Source organism: Planomonospora sp. ID67723 (assembly GCF_015711605.1).
Taxonomy (GTDB): Bacteria; Actinomycetota; Actinomycetes; order Streptosporangiales; family Streptosporangiaceae; genus Planomonospora_A.
On the sequence record NZ_JABTEZ010000002.1, the window covers coordinates 348101 to 365306 of the forward strand.

The 17206-nt window shown below is 72.6% G+C and carries 20 protein-coding genes; 11 read left to right on the forward strand and 9 right to left on the reverse strand.

Going from position 1 to position 17206, the window contains the following annotated elements; genetic code table 11:
• Positions 1 to 163: 163 nt before the first annotated feature.
• Positions 164 to 1378: a radical SAM family heme chaperone HemW gene (gene hemW, locus HS041_RS14225; RefSeq protein ID WP_196441158.1), complete on the forward strand. Its 1215-nt coding sequence runs from the start codon at positions 164 to 166 to the stop codon at positions 1376 to 1378.
• Here the strand turns inward: hemW and HS041_RS39745 are convergent.
• Genes HS041_RS39745 through HS041_RS14240 form a run of 3 tightly spaced genes read right to left on the reverse strand, consistent with a single transcriptional unit; the run spans position 1371 to position 3743 of the window.
• Entirely contained in the window at positions 1371 to 2054 is a 684-nt protein-coding gene (locus tag HS041_RS39745; protein ID WP_196441159.1) for a DUF4870 domain-containing protein, read from the reverse strand. The two genes, hemW and HS041_RS39745, sit on opposite strands and share 8 nt — an antisense overlap.
• On the reverse strand, positions 2051 to 2884 hold the full coding sequence (locus HS041_RS14235) for a DUF3097 domain-containing protein (protein ID WP_196441160.1): 834 nt from the start codon (positions 2882 to 2884) through the stop codon (positions 2051 to 2053). The genes HS041_RS39745 and HS041_RS14235 overlap by 4 nt, the downstream gene beginning before the upstream one ends.
• Before the next feature lie 58 nt (positions 2885 to 2942).
• Positions 2943 to 3743 (reverse strand): hypothetical protein, encoded by an 801-nt coding sequence (locus tag HS041_RS14240; RefSeq protein ID WP_196441161.1) that lies wholly within the window; start codon positions 3741 to 3743, stop codon positions 2943 to 2945.
• A 187-nt stretch (positions 3744 to 3930) separates the two neighbouring features.
• On the opposite strand from HS041_RS14240, the gene hrcA reads away from it, so the two are divergent.
• Genes hrcA through HS041_RS14255 form a run of 3 tightly spaced genes read left to right on the forward strand, consistent with a single transcriptional unit; the run spans position 3931 to position 6824 of the window.
• Entirely contained in the window at positions 3931 to 4944 is a 1014-nt protein-coding gene (gene hrcA, locus HS041_RS14245) for a heat-inducible transcriptional repressor HrcA (protein WP_196441162.1), read from the forward strand.
• 12 nt (positions 4945 to 4956) lie between these two features.
• Complete coding sequence (gene dnaJ, locus HS041_RS14250) at positions 4957 to 6096, forward strand: molecular chaperone DnaJ (protein WP_196441163.1); 1140 nt, start codon at positions 4957 to 4959, stop codon at positions 6094 to 6096.
• Complete coding sequence (locus HS041_RS14255; protein WP_196441164.1) at positions 6093 to 6824, forward strand: 16S rRNA (uracil(1498)-N(3))-methyltransferase; 732 nt, start codon at positions 6093 to 6095, stop codon at positions 6822 to 6824. The genes dnaJ and HS041_RS14255 overlap by 4 nt, the downstream gene beginning before the upstream one ends.
• 21 nt (positions 6825 to 6845) lie before the next feature.
• Here the strand turns inward: HS041_RS14255 and HS041_RS14260 are convergent, their stop codons facing one another.
• Together HS041_RS14260 and HS041_RS14265 are read right to left on the reverse strand one after the other, a co-directional pair.
• Positions 6846 to 7493 (reverse strand): hypothetical protein, encoded by a 648-nt coding sequence (locus tag HS041_RS14260; protein ID WP_196441165.1) that lies wholly within the window; start codon positions 7491 to 7493, stop codon positions 6846 to 6848.
• Complete coding sequence (locus HS041_RS14265; protein ID WP_184943596.1) at positions 7490 to 7969, reverse strand: SigE family RNA polymerase sigma factor; 480 nt, start codon at positions 7967 to 7969, stop codon at positions 7490 to 7492. Before HS041_RS14265 ends, HS041_RS14260 begins: the two co-directional genes overlap by 4 nt.
• Before the next feature lie 282 nt (positions 7970 to 8251).
• On the opposite strand from HS041_RS14265, the gene HS041_RS14270 reads away from it, so the two are divergent.
• The 7 genes from HS041_RS14270 to era all read left to right on the forward strand — a co-directional run bounded on the left by HS041_RS14270 (position 8252) and on the right by era (position 14042).
• Positions 8252 to 8602: a histidine triad nucleotide-binding protein gene (locus HS041_RS14270; RefSeq protein ID WP_196442491.1), complete on the forward strand. Its 351-nt coding sequence runs from the start codon at positions 8252 to 8254 to the stop codon at positions 8600 to 8602.
• A 115-nt stretch (positions 8603 to 8717) separates the two neighbouring features.
• On the forward strand, positions 8718 to 9782 hold the full coding sequence (locus HS041_RS14275) for a PhoH family protein (protein ID WP_196441166.1): 1065 nt from the start codon (positions 8718 to 8720) through the stop codon (positions 9780 to 9782).
• An 84-nt stretch (positions 9783 to 9866) separates the two neighbouring features.
• On the forward strand, positions 9867 to 10349 hold the full coding sequence (gene ybeY, locus HS041_RS14280) for an rRNA maturation RNase YbeY (protein WP_196441167.1): 483 nt from the start codon (positions 9867 to 9869) through the stop codon (positions 10347 to 10349).
• Positions 10346 to 11650, forward strand: coding sequence for a hemolysin family protein (locus HS041_RS14285; RefSeq protein WP_196441168.1), 1305 nt, complete (start codon positions 10346 to 10348; stop codon positions 11648 to 11650). Before ybeY ends, HS041_RS14285 begins: the two co-directional genes overlap by 4 nt.
• A 380-nt stretch (positions 11651 to 12030) precedes the next feature.
• Positions 12031 to 12690, forward strand: coding sequence for a hypothetical protein (locus tag HS041_RS14290; RefSeq protein WP_196441169.1), 660 nt, complete (start codon positions 12031 to 12033; stop codon positions 12688 to 12690).
• A gap of 81 nt (positions 12691 to 12771) precedes the next feature.
• On the forward strand, positions 12772 to 13104 hold the full coding sequence (locus HS041_RS14295; protein ID WP_196441170.1) for a cytidine deaminase: 333 nt from the start codon (positions 12772 to 12774) through the stop codon (positions 13102 to 13104).
• Positions 13105 to 13121: 17 nt separating this feature from the next.
• Positions 13122 to 14042, forward strand: a complete 921-nt coding sequence (era, locus tag HS041_RS14300; protein WP_196441171.1) for a GTPase Era — start codon at positions 13122 to 13124, stop codon at positions 14040 to 14042.
• Between the two features lie 68 nt (positions 14043 to 14110).
• Here era and HS041_RS14305 read toward each other — a convergent pair whose 3' ends face one another.
• From HS041_RS14305 to HS041_RS14320, 4 genes are all read right to left on the reverse strand, one after another.
• A complete protein-coding gene (locus HS041_RS14305; protein WP_196441172.1) occupies positions 14111 to 14587 on the reverse strand; it encodes a hypothetical protein in 477 nt (158 codons plus the stop codon).
• 193 nt (positions 14588 to 14780) lie between these two features.
• Positions 14781 to 15569, reverse strand: coding sequence for an urease accessory protein UreD (locus HS041_RS14310; RefSeq protein ID WP_196441173.1), 789 nt, complete (start codon positions 15567 to 15569; stop codon positions 14781 to 14783).
• An 80-nt stretch (positions 15570 to 15649) separates the two neighbouring features.
• Positions 15650 to 16423 (reverse strand): urease accessory protein UreG, encoded by a 774-nt coding sequence (ureG, locus tag HS041_RS14315; RefSeq protein ID WP_196441174.1) that lies wholly within the window; start codon positions 16421 to 16423, stop codon positions 15650 to 15652.
• 44 nt (positions 16424 to 16467) lie between these two features.
• On the reverse strand, positions 16468 to 17202 hold the full coding sequence (locus tag HS041_RS14320) for an urease accessory protein UreF (RefSeq protein ID WP_196441175.1): 735 nt from the start codon (positions 17200 to 17202) through the stop codon (positions 16468 to 16470).
• Positions 17203 to 17206: the final 4 nt, after the last annotated feature.

Genomic DNA, 17206 nt, shown 5'->3' on the forward strand with positions numbered 1-17206 from the left:
CTTATAGGAAACTTTCCTTTAAGTTTTTCCGGATCGTAGATCGGGGGCATCTGGCCGTCAACGCCCCTCGTGCGATGTGCTGCATGATGCGCACCGCTTCGCGGGAAGGCGCGGCGGGCCCCGGCCGTCCCGGGCATCGCGGCGGAAACGGCAGACTTGAGGGGTGCCATCCACACTTCCCGACGGCGACCCCGTACCGGCCTCGGGCGAGCTCCCGGCGAGCGCGCTCGACGGCCTCGGCGGGCGGCCCTTCGGCCTCTACGTCCACGTGCCCTTCTGTGTGACCCGCTGCGGTTACTGCGACTTCAACACCTACACGGCGTCCGAGCTCGGTCCCGGTGCCTCGCACGCGGACTACACCGCCACCGCCGCGGAGGAGGTACGGCGTGCGCGCGCCGTCCTCGGCACGGCCGAGCTGCCGGTCGAGACGGTGTTCTTCGGCGGCGGCACCCCCACGCTGCTGCCCGCCCGCGACCTGGTGCGGATCCTGCGCGTGATCGACAAGGAGTTCGGCCTCGCCCCCGGCGCGGAGGTCACCACCGAGGCCAACCCCGAGTCCGTGGATCCGGCCTACCTGGCCGAGCTGCGGAGCGGCGGCTTCACCCGGATGAGCTTCGGCATGCAGAGCGCCCGCGAGCACGTGCTGAAGGTGCTGGACCGCCACCACACGCCGGGCCGCGCGGCGCAGGCCGTACGGGAGGCCAGGCAGGAAGGGTTCGAGCACGTCAACCTGGACCTGATCTACAGCACGCCGGGGGAGAGCGACGACGACTGGCGGGCCTCGCTGGCGGCGGCGGTCGAGGCCGGGCCCGACCACGTCTCGGCGTACTCGCTGATCGTGGAGGACGGCACCCGGCTCGCCGCCCGGATCCGGCGTGGGGAACTGCCGATGCCCGACGACGACGTGGCCGCCGACCGCTACCTCATCGCCGAGGAGATGCTCACCGCGGCGGGCTTCGGCTGGTACGAGGTGTCCAACTGGGCGACCTCGGAGGCGGGCCGCTGCCGGCACAACCTGCTCTACTGGACCGGCGGCGACTGGTGGGGCGTCGGCCCCGGCGCGCACAGCCACGTCGGCGGCACCCGGTGGTGGAACGTCAAACACCCGGCGGCCTACGCCCAGCGCCTGGCCTCGGGGGCCTCGCCCGCGCACGCGCGCGAGGTGCTGACGCCGGAGGACCGCGCGGTGGAGCGGATCATGCTGGAACTCCGGCTGTCGGACGGGTTCCCGCTGGCCGAGCTCGCCCGGCCGGTGGTGGTCGCCAGAGCGCTGGCCGACGGCCTGCTGGAGACGGAGGCGTTCAAGCGCGGCCGCGCGGCGCTCACACTCCGCGGCCGCCTGCTGGCCGACGCCCTGGTGCGCGACCTCGTCAGCTGACGAAGCGGATGTTCAGCGGATAGCGGTAGCGCTCTCCCCGGTTGGCCGCGACGGCGGCGACGACCATGAAGATGATCGATCCGATCCAGATCACGGGCATCAGCAGGAAGCCGATCAGGGCGAACGCCAGCAGAAGCGAGACGAAGTAGGCGATCATCAGGGTGAGCTGGAAGTTGAGCGCTTCGGCCGCCTGCTCCCGGGCGAAGGGGGACTCGTCCTTCTTCACCAGGTACACCACCAGAGGGCCGACGAAGCCGGTCAGCAGTCCCAGCAGGTGGGCGACCATGGCCATGGTCGTGTCGTCGCTGCCGGGGCGCGGGGCGGGCGGGCCGTACGACCCGTAGGGGCCGGGCGGGCCGTACGGATCATACGACCCGTAGGGGCCGGGCGGGCCGTACGGATCGTATGACCCGTAGGGGCCGGAACCATAGCCGTATCCGCCGGCCGGCGGGTGGCCGCCCTGGTAGTAGGGGACGGGCGGGCCGTCCTGGTGACCGCCGTAACCACCCGTGCCGTACGGCGGGGCGGGCGGCGGATAGGCCTGACCGGGCTGCGTGTACCCCTGGCCGGGCTGGGGGCCGCCGTACCCGGGTCCGGCGTGACCGGGGTGGTCGCCGGACCTCGTCCGGTCGTCGTCACGGGGCTCGCGCCAGGTTCCGTGGGGGTTCTCGCTCATGCGCTCTCCTCATCCGGCGGCTCGCCGGGAGCCGTCACGAAGTCGATCAGTTCCTCGACCGGTCCGAGCAGCTCAGGTTCCAAGTCAGCATATGTCCTCACCGATCCGAGGATGCGGCGCCAGGCGTCGGAGGGCTCCAGCGTCCAGCCCAGGGCCGCGATGACCCCTTCCTTCCACGGCAGGCCGCGCGGGACGGACGGCCAGGCGGGAATCCCGAGCACCGACGGCTTGACCGCCTGCCAGACGTCCACGAACGGATGGCCGACGACCAGCACGTGCGGGGACGAGACCCGCGCGGCGATCCGGCTCTCCTTGGACCCGCCGACCAGGTGGTCGACGAGCACCCCCAGCCGGCGGCCCGGGCCGGGTGCGAACTCCGACACGATCTCGGGCAGCCGGTCGACGCCTTCGAGATACTCCACGACCACGCCCTCGACCCGCAGGTCGTGCCCCCAGATCTTCTCCACGAGGGCGGCGTCGTGCACGCCCTCGACGTAGATCCGGCTCTCCCTGGCGACCCGGGCCCGCAACCCCTGCACCGCGACGGAGCCCGAGGCGCTGCGCCCGGGGGTCCCCGGTCCCCGGGGCGCCGGCCGTACCAGCGTCACCACCTCGCCTTCCAGGAGGAACGCGGCGGGATCCAGCGGGAACACCCGGCGCCGCCCGAAACGGTCCTCCAGCGTGACGGCCTCCTTGTCGCAGGCGACCACCGCGCCGCAGAAGCCGCCCCCGGCGTCCTCCACGACCAGATCGAGCTCGGCGGGAACCTGGGGGATCTTCCCCTTGAGGGGTCTGCGCCAGTTCCCGGCCAGCACGTCACGCTCGTACATCACCGACCCTGCCCTCTCTCGCCGGAGATCACAGAGGGGACGGTAGCAAACAGGGTGATCATCCGCCGTAGGGTGCGCCCCACGCGCCGCCGGCCGCGGCGGCGAGGCGCTTGCGGGCGCGGCTCCGCTTGACCAGCACGACGATCGTGACGACGACGGCCAGGAGGAAGCCGACGAGCGGCACCACGACCAGCAGCACGACGCTGCCCGCCACCGCCCCGGCGCTCAGCTCCTTGCCCACGCCGAAGCGGGCGTCGCCCCCGCCGTCGACGGTGCAGACGACCTTGTACTCTCCGGCCTGCGCGGCGCCGAACCGCAGGGCCAGCTCCCAGGTGACCCCGTCCGCGCCGGCGACGGTGATCTGCGCGTTCGGCCGCTCCAGCCGGCCCACGGGGGAACCCTCGGGGAAGCCGCACTCGAACTTGGTCCCCGCGACCGCGGAGACGTAGACGGCGGGCTTGTTCGCCTCGTCCGCCGGGTCGAACCGCACCGTCATGGACTCGCCGGGGGCGTGCGAGGCCGCCGGGGCCGCGTCGGTGATCGCCCCGAAGAGGCCCCCGACGGAGCCGCCGACGCCGACGACCACGGCGAGCACCGCGACCAGCCAGGCGCCGACGATCCAGCCGATGCCCGGCCGCACCTTCGGCGACGGGCCCTGGGGGGCGCCGTAACCGGGAGGGGTGTAGTCGTAGGAGGGGGCGGCGGGCTGCTGGCCGTACTGCTGGCCGTACGGCTGCTGACCGCCGTACGGCTGCTGGCCGTACGGCTGGTGGCCGCCGTAGGGCTGGTTCTGGGGGGCGCCGTAGCCGGGCACACCGGGGCCGGTGTTACCCGGAGGGGTTCCGAAATTGTGGGACATGTGGCAAGTCTGCAGCCTGTCGCTTGTTTACTGATAGCAGTTGACTTAACGCCTGCTTGGATCCTCGTCCGGGCCGTGTTATCGCACCCTCCGGGCGGGAGCCGTACACTTGGCACTCGGGAACACAGAGTGCCAGACCTGGCGTTTTCCGTTCGAGCGCGCAGGTGCTGGCAGGGAGGTGAGCACGTTGGTCGACGACCGTAAGCTCGCGGTGCTCCGTGCCATCGTCGAGGACTACGTCTCCACCAACGAGCCGGTGGGCTCCAAGGCGCTCGTCGAGCGGCACAACCTGGGCGTCTCACCGGCGACGATCCGTAACGACATGGCGGTTCTGGAGGAGCAGGGCTACATCGCCCAGCCCCACACCAGCGCGGGCCGGGTGCCCACCGACAAGGGTTACCGGCTGTTCGTCGACCGCCTCTCACAGGTCAAGCCGCTGTCGGGCGCGGAGCGCAGGGCCATCGAGTCCTTCCTGGCCGGCGCGGTGGACATCGACGACGTCGTGACGCGCACGGTGCGGCTGCTGGCGCAGCTCACCCGGCAGGTCGCCGTCGTGCAGTACCCCACGCTGACCAGCTCCACGGTCCGGCACGTCGAGCTGGTCCCGCTGAACGAGCGCCGGCTGATGTTCGTGCTGATCACCAACACCGGCCGGGTCGAGCAGCGCGTGGTCGAGCTGCCCGACGCGGTGGACGAGGCCCGGGTCGCCCACCTGCGCGCCATGCTCAACGCCTGCCTGGACGGCTGCGGCCTCACGAGCGTCCCGGACAAGGTCGCCGACCTGCCCGAGCGGCTTCCGGCGGAGGACCGGCCGCTGGCGGCCACGATCCTGTCGGTTCTGCTGGAGTCCCTGGTGGAGCGGCAGGATGAGAAGATCGTCATCTCCGGGGCCGCCAACCTCGCCGGAGCCGACTTCACCGTCGGGCTGCGCGACGTGCTGGAGGCCCTGGAGGAGCAGGTCGTGCTCATGCGCCTGCTCGGTGAGACCTCCGACCTGTCCGCGCTGACCGTGCGGATCGGCTCGGAGAACCCCTATACCGGACTGCGTGGCACATCGATCGTGGCCGCCGGATACGGTTCGGGGGACAAACAACTGGCCCGGCTCGGTGTGCTGGGGCCGACACGAATGGACTACCCGGTCACGATGGGCGCCGTGCGCGCGGTGGCACGCTACGTCAGCCAGATCCTGGCTGCATCCTAAGAGGTCGACTAAGTGGCTAAGAGTGATTACTACGGCACCCTCGGGGTGCGTCGTGACGCCAGCGCGGAAGAGATCAAGAAGGCCTACCGCCGCCTGGCCCGGGAGCTGCACCCCGATGTGAACCCCGATCCTGAGACGCAGGAGCGTTTCAAGGAGATCACCCAGGCCTACGAGGTCCTCTCCGACGCCGGCAAGCGGCAGATGTACGACATGGGCGCCGACCCGTTCTCGGGCGGCGGCGCGGGCGCCGGGGGCTTCGGCGCCGGCTTCCCGTTCAGCGACATCATGGACGCCTTCTTCGGCGCGGCGGCGGGCGGCGGCGGGCGCGGCCCCCGCTCCCGGGCGCGCCGGGGCCGCAACGCCACCATCCGGGTCGAGCTGGACCTGCGCGAGTCGGCCTTCGGCACCACCCGCGAGCTGGTCGTGGACACCGCGGTGCTCTGCGACGTCTGCTCGGGATCCGGAGCCGCCGCCGGCACCCACCCCGACACCTGCGACATGTGCCATGGGCGCGGGGAGGTCTCCCAGGTCACCCGCTCCTTCCTGGGCCAGGTCATGACCTCCCGCCCCTGCCCCCAGTGCGGCGGGTTCGGCTCGATCATCCGCCATCCCTGCCAGGAGTGCTCCGGCGACGGCCGCGTCCGCACCCGGCGCACCATCAAGGTCCGCATCCCGGCGGGCGTGGAGGACGGCACCCACATCCAGCTCGCCGGCGAGGGCGAGATCGGTCCCGGCGGAGGCCCGCCCGGAGACCTCTTCCTGGAGATCGTCGAGCGCCCGCACGAGATCTTCGAGCGCCGCGGCGACGACCTGCACTGCACGGTGCAGATCCCGATGACCGCCGCCGCGCTCGGCACCATCCTGACCGTGGAGACGCTCGACGGCGCCGAGGAGATCGACGTCCGGCCGGGCTCCCAGTCCGGGCAGACCATCCCGCTGTACGGCAGGGGCGTGCAGCGCCTCAACGAGACCGGCCGCGGCGACCTGCTCATCCACATCAACGTGGAGACGCCGATGCGACTGGACCCGGTCCAGGAGGAGCTGCTGCGCGAGCTGGCCAGGCTCCGCGGCGAGGAGCGCCCGCCGGGCAAGTTCGCCCCCGGTCAGCAGGGCTTCTTCTCGCGCCTGAGGGACGCGTTCAACGGCCGATGACGGTCCCCGTCTTCCTGGCCGACCCGGCCGACCTGGGGCGGGCGCGCTTCGTCCTCGGCGGCCCCGAGGGGCGGCACGCGGCGGCCGTACGGCGGCTGCGGGCGGGGGAGCGGCTCGACCTGACCGACGGGGCGGGCGCCGTGGCCGAGTGCGTGGTGCTGGCGGCGGGCAAGGACTCCCTCGAGATCGAGGTGGTGCGCCGCCGCGAGGTTCCCGCGCCCCGGCCGCGGCTGGTCGTGGTGCAGGGGCTGCCCAAGGGCGACCGGGGCGAGCTGGCGGTGGAGATGATGACCGAGGCCGGGGTCGACGTCATCGTGCCATGGGCCGCGGCCCGGTGCGTCACCCAGTGGAAGGGCGAGCGGGCCGCCAAGGCACTGGCCCGGTGGAGGTCCACGGCGCGGGAGGCGGGCAAGCAGGCACGCCGCTTCCACCTGCCCGAGGTGACCGGGCTCTCCGCCACCGCGGAGGTGGCCGCGCTGCTGTCGGCCGCCGCACTGGGGATCGTGCTGCACGAGGAGGCCGCCGCACCGCTCTCCCGGCTGGAACCGCCGGACGACGGGGACATCGTTGTGGTGGTCGGCCCCGAGGGCGGGATCGCCGAAGAGGAGCTCGCCGCCTTCAGGGAGGCGAAGGCCGTACCCGCGCTGCTCGGGCCGACGGTCCTGCGCACCTCGACGGCGGGGGTCGCCGCGGCGGCGGTGCTCCAGGCCCGTACCGGGCGCTGGTGACCTCGGCGCGGTCCGTCCCCCTCAGCCGCCCGGGGGCACCGGGGTGATCTCCGACGGCATCGGCGGCTCCGGCTCGTCCGAGGGAGGGCACTCCTCGGCCTGGCAGGGGGCGTCCGGGGACGTGCTGGACTCCGAGGGCGTCGGGGTCGGCGTCCTGGTTTCCTCGCACTCCGCACGCGGCTCCTCCGGCTCGGCCACCAGAGGCTCGGCGGTCGTCGGACAGGGCGTGGGCGTCGGGGTGGGGGTCGGGGTGGGGGTCGGCCGTGGGGTCGGGCGGTTCGCCGGTGTCCTGGCCGGTGTGGTGACGGGCAGGGGCGGCGCGCTGGACGCGGGGACGACGGGGGGGACCCGGGCGCCGTCGTCCGGCTGCGGCCGGGAGGTCGACGACAGCTCCGGCGGGGTCGCCGGCGCCGACTGGACGTCGCCGATCTGGGTGATCTGCTGCACCTGCTGGCGGAACTCCGGGACCGCCATGACGACGGCGCCGGCGACCAGCACCGCTCCCGCGACGGAGGCTCCGGCGCGCCACCACACCAGCCCGCGGAGCCCGCGCCGTTCTACGCGGGCGCGAATGATCTCCAGTCCGTCCGGGGAGGGAACGACCGAGTCCGCCTCCGCGCTGAGGGCACGGCGGAGCAGCTCGCCGTACTCGTCGGGGGAGTCGGTCATGACAGTTGCTCCAGTGTGGTTCGTAGGGCGGCCATGCCGCGAGCCGTGTGACTCTTGACCGCGCCCTTGCTGATGCCCATCGCGTCGGCGATCTGCGCTTCGGACAGGTCTCCGTAGTAGCGCAGGACCAGTGCCTCCCGCTGTCGTGCGGGAAGCCCGCGAAGCGCCTCGATGACGGCGGACCTCTCCAGCTCGCCGATCGCGCCGTTCTCGGCGCTCGGCGCGTCGGGCAGGCCCTTGGGGGCGTACTTCTCGACGACCGCTCGGTGCCGGAGCACCGAACGAGATCTGTTGACGACCGATTGGCGCAGGTAGGCGAGTGCCTTGTCGGTGTCGCGCAGCCTGCGCCAGGCGCCGTGAATGGCGACGAACGCATCCTGCACGACTTCCTCCGCGGTTGCCACATCGCGGACGAGCAACACTGCGAGACGCACGAGAGACCGGTAGTGCGCGCTGTAGAGCGCGGTAACGGCCATGTCGGCATCCCACCCGACGGGCACCGCCCCGAGCGACCTGTCGGCCACGAGGGTCTCGGTGGTCACATCAATAGGACGCTCATCTTCGCCGGAGGGTTTACTCTCTTGCCGTTCATTAGGGGGCATGACCCAGTCGTGTCCTCGCCATGCGGACTTTTGAGCAGACGCACACTTGTCTGCCGTCGCAAGTTTCGCACACACACCCTATCCGTGTGGATCTCTCTTCGCGGTCGGCCGGGCATCACCGGTCGGCAACACCCGCCGGGATAGGGTGCTCCCATGGTGAGCGAAGCCGACTGCCTGTTCTGCAAAATCGTGGCGAAGGAGATCCCTGCGGAGATCGTCCACGAGACCGAGCGCACCCTGGCCTTCCGGGACATCGACCCCAAGGCGCCGACCCACGTCCTGGTCATCCCCAAGGACCACTACCCGGACGCGGCCGCGCTGGCCGCGGCCGACCACGGTCTGGCCGACGACGTGATCAAGGCCGCGCACGCGGTGGCCGAACAGGAGGGCGTCGCCGGATCCGGCTACCGGCTGGTCTTCAACACCGGGGCGCAGGCCGGCCAGACCGTCTTCCACGTGCACGGCCACGTGCTGGGCGGACGCGGTCTGACCTGGCCGCCCGGGTAAAAACGGGAAGGCGCGATCACCTCGATCGCGGATACGATGACGGGGAGGCGTCCTGCGGGACACTCCCCGAGTCCGTCGTCGATGTCTGGAGGCGAACAGGCCGCGAGGCCCGCCCATGTCCGAGCCAAACGATTCCAGCAGAACATCACCGCCGCGGTCCAAGGGCCCGAGCCGGACCCAGGCGAAGGTGGTGATTCCGGACGATCACTCGATGGTCAGCCTGCTGGGCTCACGTGACGAGCTGTTGCGGGTCATCGAGGGCGCCTTCCGCGCCGACATCCACGTCCGGGGCAACGAGATCACCATCACCGGGAGCCCGGAGGAGAGCAGCATCGTCGTGCGTCTCTTCGAGGAGCTGACCGAGCTGGTCCAGGGGGGCGCCGAGCTGACGGCGGACGCGGTGGAGCGCAGCATCGCCATGCTGCGCATGACCTCCGACCGCCCGGCCGAGGTGCTCTCCCTCGACATCATCTCCTCGCGGGGCCGGACCATCCGGCCGAAGACCGTGAACCAGAAGCGCTACGTCGACGCGATCGACAAGCACACCATCGTCTTCGGCATCGGCCCGGCGGGCACCGGCAAGACCTACCTGGCGATGGCCAAGGCCGTGCGGGCGCTGCAGGAGAAGAAGGTCAACCGGATCATCCTCACCCGCCCGGCGGTCGAGGCGGGCGAGCGGCTGGGTTTCCTGCCCGGCACGCTCTACGAGAAGATCGACCCCTACCTGCGCCCGCTCTACGACGCGCTGCACGACATGATCGACCCCGACTCGATCCCCCGGCTGATGGCCGCGGGCACGATCGAGGTGGCCCCCCTGGCCTACATGCGCGGCCGTACGCTCAACGACGCCTACATCATCCTGGACGAGGCGCAGAACACCTCGCCCGAGCAGATGAAGATGTTCCTGACCCGCCTGGGCTTCAATTCGAAGATCGTCGTGACCGGTGACGTCACCCAGGTCGACCTGCCGGGCGGCGTGCAGAGCGGCCTGCGGGTCGTCCAGGACATCCTCGACGGCATCCCGGACATCCACTTCAGTAGGCTGACCAGTGCCGACGTGGTGCGGCACAAGCTGGTGAGCGACATCGTGGACGCCTACGGGCGCTATGACGAGACCGTGCGGCAGAGCACGCCGCAGGCGATCAAGGGTGCCGTCAAGCGGCCCCGGGGAAGATCGTGAACAAGTGAGAGAGCGAAGAGTGCGAGCCGACGGGCGCTGCGAGCGGGCTCATGCGGGCTCCGAGCCGCTGGGCGAGGAGATCACATGAGCGTCGAGGTCAACAACGAGTCCGGCGTCGAGGTCGACGAGGGGCTCCTCGTCTCGCTGGCCGGGCACGTCCTGGAGCGGATGGGCATCAACCCGCTCGCCGAGCTGTCGATCCTCGTCGTGGACGAGGAGGCCATGTCCGAGCTGCACGAGCGGTGGATGGGCGAGCCCGGTCCCACGGACGTGCTGGCCTTCCCGATGGACGAGCTCCGTCCCGGCCACGGAGCCGGAGCGCGGAGGGAGGGCGACGCCCCCGCAGATCCGGCGCTCCTCGGCGACGTGGTGCTCTGCCCGCAGGTCGCCGCCAAGCAGGGCGCCGAGGCCGGGCACGGCACCGAGGCGGAGCTGGAGCTGCTGTGCACGCACGGCATCCTGCACCTGCTCGGCTACGACCATGCCGAGCCCGAGGAGCACAAGGAGATGTTCGGGCTCCAGGGCGAGCTGCTCGAGGCGTGGCGGGAGGTGCGCCCCCAGCGGTGAGCCTCGCCAGCGGTTGGTTGTTCTCGGCCGTCGTCCTCGTCGTGGTCGGCGGCCTGATCGCCAGCGCGGAGACCGCGCTGACCCGGATCTCCAGGGTGCGGGCCGAGGAGTTCGCCCGTGAGGAGCGCCGGGGCGCCGAGCGCCTGCAGGCGATCGTCGCGGACCCGCCTCGCTACCTCAACCTGTTGCTCCTGCTCCGGCTGACCTGCGAGCTGGTCGCCACGGTGATCGCCACCCTCCTCTTCATCGACTGGCTCGGCGACCAGGGCTGGGCCTACGCCGCCGCCGCGGCGGTCATGGTCGTGATCAGCTACGTGATCGTCGGAGTCTCCCCCCGGACCCTGGGCCGCCAGCACGCCGAGCCGATCGCGCTCGCGAGCGCCCCCCTGGTGTACGGCCTCACGCGGATCTTCGGCCCGCTCCCCAAGCTCCTCATCCTGCTCGGCAACGCGGTGACGCCCGGCAAGGGGTTCAGGGAGGGGCCGTTCACCTCCGAGGCCGAGCTGCGCGACCTGGTCGACCTGGCGGAGGAGCGCCGGGTCATCGAGCCGGACGAGCGGGAGATGATCCACTCGGTCTTCGAGCTCGGCGACACCATCGTCCGAGAGGTCATGGTGCCCCGCACCGACATGGTGTTCATCGAGCGCGGCAAGACGCTGAACCAGGCCCTCTCGCTCGCGCTGCGCAGCGGTTTCTCCCGCATTCCCGTGGTCGGCGAGAACGAGGACGACGTCATCGGCATCGCCTACCTCAAGGACGTCGTGCGCAGGGTCCAGGACGCCGGGGACGACGGCCGCGCCGAGCCGGTCGAGTCGATCATGCGTCCGGCCAGCTACGTGCCGGAGAGCAAGCCGATCGACCAGCTCCTGCGGGAGATGCAGGCCCGCCAGATCCACCAGGCCATCGTCATCGACGAGTACGGCGGGACGGCCGGTCTGGTCACCATCGAGGACGTCCTGGAGGAGATCGTCGGTGAGATCACCGACGAGTACGACCAGGAGACGCCTCCGGTGGAGCAACTGGAGGACGGCTCGGTCCGGGTGACGGCCCGGTTGCCCGTGGGGGACCTGGAGGACATGTTCGGCGTGGAGCTGGACGTGGACGACGTGGAGACGGTCGGCGGCCTGCTGGCGCACGCGCTGGGCCGGGTGCCGATCGCGGGTTCCGAGGCGGTGGTGGAAGGGCTCAGCCTGACGGCGGAGAGCCTCGAGGGGCGGCGCAACCGGATCGGCACGGTCCTGGTCCGGCGAGGCGGGGCGTCCGATCACGAGGCCCTTCCCGACTCCGCCGACCGTAGCTGAGCTTCCCGCCTCCGCGGCGCTTCCCTGCGGGGCCGGCTCCCGTACCTTCCGGGCGCACCCGGTGACCCGGTGGTCTCAAGCGTCCCGCAAGCGGTCTGCAAGCGTTCCGCGCGACTCTTTTCCCGCGGCACCCGATCACGCGGAGGCCGGGGAGCGGTCCGAGCACCGGGAGGGGTTCGCGGCGCGAAGGACGGCTCCCGGGGGAAGGGCGGGCACGGCCAGCTAGCCGGCTGTACCCCGGCCGATCAAGGGCGTCCTCGCCCGCGTCACGCGGGCGAGGACGCCCTTGGCGTTTTCTCCGATGATTGCCGCTTTTGTCGACGGGGAAGAAAGCGGATCGGCGGGGAGGATCACCTCGCACGTGACATTCGGGGGAAGTCATGACGTGGGGGATTCGGGCTGCAATTCTGGCCGCCGCCTGCGCGGTCCTGGGCGGAACCTCGGCGGGCTGCGGTTCGGGAGCGGTGATCTACGCGGAGGCGGAGGCCCGAACGGAGCTGGAACGGCTGAGCGGGCTGCTGCGGGAGACGGCGGGGCTGCCGGAGGGGTTCTCCGCCCGGCCGCGCGACGGATGGAAGCCCCCGTTCCGCCCGGCCGACCGCGACTGCCGGCGCGTCCTGAACGAGGTGGGAGGAGCCTCCCAGCGGCGGGCGCGGAGCGTGCGGGCGAGTGCCACCTACCACGGGGACGGGCTGGGCGAGCTGGCCGGCGTCTCCCTGACGACCTACCCGGGACAGGGTGCCGAGGCCCGCTTCGACGACCTGGCCGAGGCGCTGGAGGGCTGCCCTGCCGTGACGGATCCGGAGAGGGGCGCGGACACCTCCCTCGCCGCCTCCGGCCTGGACCTGGCGGAGATCGGGGACGGCACGGAGGCCCGGCGGTTGCGTGGACGGCTGAACGGATACCCGTACGAGATGAACGTGGTCTTCGTCCGCTCCGGGCAGACCCTGATCTCGCTGGTGCACGCCGCGGTCGCCGACGCCGACGCCGGACGCACCGAGCGGCTCGCCCGGTTCTTCGCCGACCGGGTGACCGGGTGACCGGCCGGCGCCGGGAAGGGCCGCCGGTTCGCCGCCCGACCGGGTGCGCGCAGGCGCGGAGGGGCTGAATACCCTTGTCCCGTGAGTGAGACGACCCTCGACCCCGAGGACAAGAAGATCATTACGCTCGCCCGCTCGGCCCGCGCCCGCAACGGCGCCGCCGAGGGCGCCGCCGTACGCGACGAGACCGGCAGGACCTACTCCTCGACCAACGTGGCGCTGCCCTCGCTGACGTTGTCGGCGCTGCAGGTCGCGGTGGCGATGGCGGTGTCCAGCGGTGCCCGGTCTCTGGAGGCGGCGGCGCTGGTCACGGCGGGTGACGGGCCGAGCGAGGCGGACGCCCGGACGGTGCGCGACCTGGGCGGGGCGACCCTGCTCGTGGCCGCCCCGGACGGCACTCTGCGTCAGAGCTGATCCCCGCATCGGGGACAATGGGTGACGTGAGTTCCTCAGCTGCTGATTTCCACGCGGGTTTCGCCTGCTTCGTCGGCCGGCCCAACGTCGGCAAGTCCACGCTGATGAACGCGTTGGTCGGCACCAAGGTGGCGATCACCTCGTCCAAGCCACAGACCACCCGGCGGGTCATCCGCGGCATCGTGCACCGTCCGGACGCCCAGCTCATCATCGTGGACACGCCCGGCCTGCACCGTCCGCGCACGCTGCTCGGCGAGCGGCTGGACAGCCTGGTGCTGTCCACGCTCACCGAGGTCGACGTGATCGGCTTCTGCGTCCCCGCCAACGAGCCCGTCGGCAGGGGTGACAAGTTCATCGCCGAGAAGCTCGCGGCGGTCAAGAAGACCCCGGTGATCGCGGTGGTCACCAAGTGCGACCTGGCCAGCCGCGAACAGATCGCCGAGCAGTTGCTCGCGGTCTCCGCCCTCGCCGACTTCGCGGAGATCGTCCCGGTCTCCGCGCAGTCCGGGGAGCAGCTCGACGTGGTGGCCGACCAGCTGATCGCCCGGCTCCCGGTGAGCCCGCCCCTCTACGAGGGCGGGCAGCTCACCGACGAGCCCGAGCAGGTCCTGGTGGGCGAGCTGATCCGCGAGGCCGCCCTGGAGGGCGTCCGCGACGAGCTGCCGCACTCGATCGCGGTCGTCGTCGACGAGATGATGCCCCGTGAGGGCCGCGACGATCTGCTGGACATCTACGCCCACATGTTCGTCGAGCGCCCCTCGCAGAAGGCCATCGTGATCGGCCACAAGGGCACGCGGCTGAAGGACGTCGGCAGCCGCGCCCGCAAGCAGATCGAGGCCCTGCTCGGCACCAGGGTCTATCTCGACCTGCGGATCAGCGTCGCCAAGGACTGGCAGCGCGACCCCAAGCAGTTGCGGCGCCTCGGCTTCTACGACTGAGGCCCCGGCTCCCGGGGCGCTTCTGCGACCGGCCCCCGGCGGGACCGGGCCGGCGGTTCCGGGAGCGCTCACCGGCGCAGCAGGGCGGCGATCCCGAGCATGCTGAGCGCCAGTGCCGCCGCGAGTGCGGCGAACCAGCCGTACTCCACGGTCGGCTGGACCCTCACGAGGCCGCCGATGTCGATCGAGGCGCTCTCGGCCCTGCCCTGCGGGTCGCTGAGGAAGACCAGCAGGACCAGGACCGTGATCGCGCCCGGCAGCGCCGCGAGGGCGGTGAACCGCCGGTCGTTCATGACCGCCATGACCCCGAGCGCCGCGGCGACGGTTCCGGAGACCATCGCGAGCACTCCCGGCCAGTCGTCCACGCCGCGGATGCGCTCGCTCACCGAGCCGATGACGACGATGTCCGCCCTGATCCCCGCCCAGGGCAGGAAGGCGGTCACCACCAGCAGGGCTCCCGCGACGATCACCGCGACCGGCAGCGTCCGGCCGGACTCCGGGGCGGAGGGGGCGGAGCGGACGGCGGGGTCGATGGGGTCGGTCATCGGCCCAGGGTAGTTTTCCGGCCCGGCCGCCGACAGGCGCCACGCGCACAATCCCTCCGGCCCGTTCCTCACCCCGGCAACAGGGGAACCGCCTCAGACGACGTCACACGGCCGTGTCACGGTCGCCGTGTCATGGTCGCCGTGTCACCGCTGTCCCGCCACGACGGCCCGTCGCCGGGACCCCGTGGCGGGGTCAGGCCACCGGGGACGCGACTGCGGGGATCGCCTCCGATTCGCCTCGCTCCAGGCGGCGGCGGAGCACGACGGCGTCCGGGGCGAGGGCGGACACCAGGATCCCCGGCCCGGCCAGCGGCAGCACGGCCCAGCCGTCGCCGACGACCGCCTCCCCGGTCCGGCAGATCCCGGCGGCCCCGCGCCGCTCCCGGCCGTCCCCGGCGGGCGACCCGGGGAACCCGGCGATCAGCGTGCTGCCCGCGCACCGGGCGTCGCCGTACACGGCGGGACTGGTGTCGACCGCCGGGTCGCCCAGGGTGAACTCCTGCCGGAGCAGCGGGCGGCCGTCGACGGTGGCGTCGAAGCGGGAGCGGCAGCGGCCGGGAGCCTCGCCGTACCGCCCGAAGACGAACTCCTCGCGCCAGAACACCCGGGCGCCGGCGGCCAGCTCCAGCCGTACCGTCGCGCGGTGGCGGCAGCCTGCCGCGAGCACGGCCGGTTCCGGTGCGAACCGGAGCGACGCCCCGGCGCCGACCCTGGCGGTGACGGTCATGAGCGACTCCGCCGGACCGGGACCGGGGAGGACCAGGGTGCTCGCGACCGACCGGACGTCCAGGGTGGTGCCCGGGGCCACCTCGATGTCGAGCGCCAGGTCGTCGCCGCCGAGCGGCCCGGCGGCGGTGGAGACCAGATGCACCCGGTCCGGCCCGGTACGGCGCAGCGTGATGGGCGGGGCGGAGCGCATCGTGGACAGCACGGTCCGGCCGCCGGGGCCGAGCGTGGTGGCGAGCACGGCCCGCGCGGTCATCGACCGCCGCGCCGCCGCGGCGGCGGAACCGGTACGTGAGGCGGCTGCCGGGCCGGGACGCGGGAGGGGGGCGGCAGGCGTCATCGGCCGGGCGGCGGCGCGGCCGTGGTCGCCGGGCGCGGGGCCGTGCTCGGGACCGGCTCTCGACCGGACTCATGGCCGGACTCATGGCCGGGCTGAGGGCCGTGGTCTCGACCGGCCTCACGGGCCCAGGCGTGCACGACGCCGAGGACCCACTCGGCCACCGCGTGCGCCTCCGGTTCCTGCCGGACCGAGGTGAACAGCACGGGCCTGCCCTCCCGTACGGCCGCCGCGTCACGCGACATGACCGTGAGGTCGGCGCCGACCATGGGCGCGAGGTCGATCTTGTTGACCACGAGCAGGTCGGCCGCCGTGACACCGGGGCCGCCCTTGCGGGGGACCTTGTCGCCGCCGGACACGTCCAGCACGAAGATCTGCCGGTCGGCCAGGCCCCGGCTGAAGGTGGCGGTGAGGTTGTCACCCCCGCTCTCGACGATCACCAGGTCGAGCGGGCCGAACCGCTCCTCCAAGCTCTCCACCGCGTCCAGGTTGGCCGCGATGTCGTCGCGGATGGCGGTGTGCGGGCAGCAGCCGGTCTGCACGGCGGCGATCCGCTCCGGGTCGAGCACGCCCGCCTTCCGCAGGAAGTCGGCGTCCTCGGTGGTGTAGATGTCGTTGGTGACCACGGCCAGGCGCAGCGTCTCGCCGAGGGCGCGGCAGAGCGCGGCGGTCAGCGCGGTCTTGCCGCTGCCGACGGGCCCGCCGATGCCCAGCCGCAGCGCGCGGCCGTGCGGGTCGGGGGAGTGGTGGTGGTCGTCGTGGCCGGCGCCCATGGGGTCCACCGTCCTTTCGGGGGTTCGGGGCTCGGTGGCCGGGGTCAGGAGACGAAGAGCCGGAGCTCGGCGCGCAGGTGGCGCTCGGCGAGCAGGTCGAGGGCGGGCGCGGCGTGGGCGGGGAGCCCGGCCCAGGTGGAGGCGGCGGCGAGATCCGGCGGTGCGGCGGCGGCGGACGCGATCCGTTCCAGGTCGGGGGCGAGGTCGGCGAGGAGCCGGTGGACCGCGACGGGGTCGAGGCCGAGCAGCCGGACGGCGGCCGTCGCCGGACCGGTGAGCGCCGCGTAGGCCGCCGCCAGCGCCGCTTCCCCGGGAGCGCACCCGGCCGCACCCGCCGCTGCGCCGAGCGCCACCGGGTGGTGGGCCCCGGACGGTACGGCCCGCGCCAGCTCGTCGAGGACCGGCGAGGGCCAGATCCGCCGGGCGGTCCGCAGCAGCAGCCGTCCCTGGACGCGGCTCGCCTCGCGCTGGGCGGGCGAGGCGGTCCGGGCGTCGGCCTCGGCGTCCAGCCCCGCCCAGCCGGCGGGATGATCCTCGTCCGGGCGGCCCGCGGCGGCCGGCCCCGCTGTGCCGAGCGCGCAGGCGGCGGCCGCGAGGCAGGCGGCCACCCGGCCGGAGGCGGCCAGCCGTCCCCGCAGGAACGCGGCCAAGGTGGTGAGGTCGCGCACCACCCCCGAGGAGACGGCCGCTTCGGCGCCTCCCGAGTGGCCGTGGCCTCCGGCGGGGAGCCGGGAGTCGGTGAGCAGCAGCAGGGCGGCGTTCGCGGCAGGGACGCCCATCACG